General features: G+C 51.0%; 3 rRNA genes (2 of these 3 cut by a window edge). All 3 read left to right on the top strand.

Features of this window, described 5'->3' with window-relative positions:
• A 23S ribosomal RNA gene (locus tag ACFQPB_RS03310) occupies positions 1 to 1679 on the top strand; it begins 1196 nt to the left of the window's first position.
• A gap of 165 nt (positions 1680 to 1844) precedes the next feature.
• Positions 1845 to 1957 (top strand): 5S ribosomal RNA (gene rrf / locus ACFQPB_RS03305).
• A gap of 458 nt (positions 1958 to 2415) precedes the next feature.
• Positions 2416 to 2500 (top strand): 16S ribosomal RNA (locus ACFQPB_RS03300); it runs 1444 nt beyond the window's last position.

Here is a 2500-nt window from a genome sequence, read left to right as displayed (position 1 = left end):
CTGTGAAGGTGTCTTGTAAAGGATGCTGGAGGTATCAGAAGTGCGAATGCTGACATGAGTAGCGTTAAAGCGGGTGAAAAGCCCGCTCGCCGTAAGCGCAAGGTTTCCTACGCAACGTTCATCGGCGTAGGGTGAGTCGGCCCCTAAGGCGAGGCAGAGATGCGTAGCTGATGGGAAACAGGTCAATATTCCTGTACCGATTGTTAGTGCGATGTGGGGACGGATCTTAATAGGTTATCCGGCGGTTGGAAGTGCCGGTTTAGACAGAAGTAGGCGTGCGTTAGGTAAATCCGGCGCACATATACCGAGGCTGTCGATCGAGAGAGCTTGCTCTTGAAGTAACTGAACGAGGTCCCAGGAAAAGCCACTAAGCTTCAGCTAACAACGACCGTACCGCAAACCGACACTGGTGCGCGAGATGAGTATTCTAAGGCGCTTGAGAGAACTCAGGAGAAGGAACTCGGCAAATTGACACCGTAACTTCGGAAGAAGGTGTGCCCTAGTAGTGTGATGAGAACATCTGAGCACGAATGGGTTGCAAAAAATAGGTGGCTGCGACTGTTTATTAAAAACACAGCACTCTGCAAACACGAAAGTGGACGTATAGGGTGTGACGCCTGCCCGGTGCTGGAAGATTAATTGATGGGGTGCAAGCTCTTGATCGAAGTCCCAGTAAACGGCGGCCGTAACTATAACGGTCCTAAGGTAGCGAAATTCCTTGTCGGGTAAGTTCCGACCTGCACGAATGGCGTAACGATGGCCACACTGTCTCCTCCTGAGACTCAGCGAAGTTGAAATGTTTGTGATGATGCAATCTCCCCGCGGAAAGACGGAAAGACCCCATGAACCTTTACTGTAGCTTTGTATTGGACTTTGAACAGATCTGTGTAGGATAGGTGGGAGGCTTTGAAGTGCGGTCGCTAGATCGCATGGAGCCAACGTTGAAATACCACCCTGGTGTGTTTGAGGTTCTAACCTAGGTCCATTATCTGGATCGGGGACCGTGCATGGTAGGCAGTTTGACTGGGGCGGTCTCCTCCCAAAGCGTAACGGAGGAGTTCGAAGGTACGCTAGTTACGGTCGGACATCGTGACGATAGTGCAATGGCATAAGCGTGCTTAACTGCGAGACTGACAAGTCGAGCAGATGCGAAAGCAGGACATAGTGATCCGGTGGTTCTGTATGGAAGGGCCATCGCTCAACGGATAAAAGGTACTCTGGGGATAACAGGCTGATACCGCCCAAGAGTTCATATCGACGGCGGTGTTTGGCACCTCGATGTCGGCTCATCTCATCCTGGGGCTGTAGCCGGTCCCAAGGGTATGGCTGTTCGCCATTTAAAGAGGTACGTGAGCTGGGTTTAAAACGTCGTGAGACAGTTTGGTCCCTATCTTCCGTGGGCGCTGCAGATTTGAGGAAGCCTGCTCCTAGTACGAGAGGACCGGAGTGGACGCACCTCTGGTGTACCGGTTGTCACGCCAGTGGCATTGCCGGGTAGCTAAGTGCGGAAGAGATAACCGCTGAAAGCATCTAAGCGGGAAACTCGTTCCAAGATGAGATCTGCCGGGGCCTTGAGCCCCCTAAAGAGTCGTTCAAGACCAGGACGTTGATAGGCTGGGTGTGGAAGCGCAGTAATGCGTTAAGCTAACCAGTACTAATTGCTCGTGCGGCTTGACCCTATAACTTTGATCAAAAATCGATCAAAGATGAGTGTCTGAACACAGTTGAATCCAACTGTTCTTATGCACGCATTCAAGTGAATAGACGTAGCGCAATCGAAAAAGCTGATAAGACTCTATGAATTCGCTGTGCTGAGCATGTGCTCAGTGCGGCAACCCGTTATGCCTGACGACCATAGCAAGTTGGTACCACTCCTTCCCATCCCGAACAGGACAGTGAAACGACTTAGCGCCGATGATAGTGCGGATTCCCGTGTGAAAGTAGGTCATCGTCAGGCTCTTATAAAGACCAAACGCCCGATGCCAGCGCAGTGCTGGTGCCGGGCGTTTCGTTCTCTGGTGAGAGCGAGGTCTGTGAGCATGCTCTGAGAGGGGTTCTCTGGGGTGCGAGGGGAAAAGTTGACTGGTTTCTTGTGAGTCGTCAGAAAAAACTTTGACGACTGACCAAAAACTGTGTCATAATACGAGGCTCTGCTGATCGCGGCGGTGCTAAGAAAACGAAGGATGACGAGTGGTGCTGAGAGGCCTGCTTGGGTGTTCTGAGTTGTGGTTCATTAACAAACTACAGCCGATAAGCGTGGGCGTTTGAAGGCGACGAGTTGCCTGCAGATTCTTCGGAATCACAAACGCTCATGGAATAGTAAGAGATGAAATATCGCAGAAATGTGATGATCTTCTCAATTCCGTTTTATGAGTGGTCTGACCTGGTGACAGGTTGGGCAAAAAATTCAAGATCGAACTAAAGAGTTTGATCCTGGCTCAGATTGAACGCTGGCGGCATGCTTTACACATGCAAGTCGAACGGTAACAGGCCGCAAGGT

This window comes from Hydrogenophaga atypica (assembly GCF_042665215.1).
In the GTDB taxonomy this organism is placed as follows: domain Bacteria; phylum Pseudomonadota; class Gammaproteobacteria; order Burkholderiales; family Burkholderiaceae_C; genus Hydrogenophaga; species Hydrogenophaga defluvii_A.
This window is presented reverse-complemented; position numbering and strand designations above follow the sequence as displayed.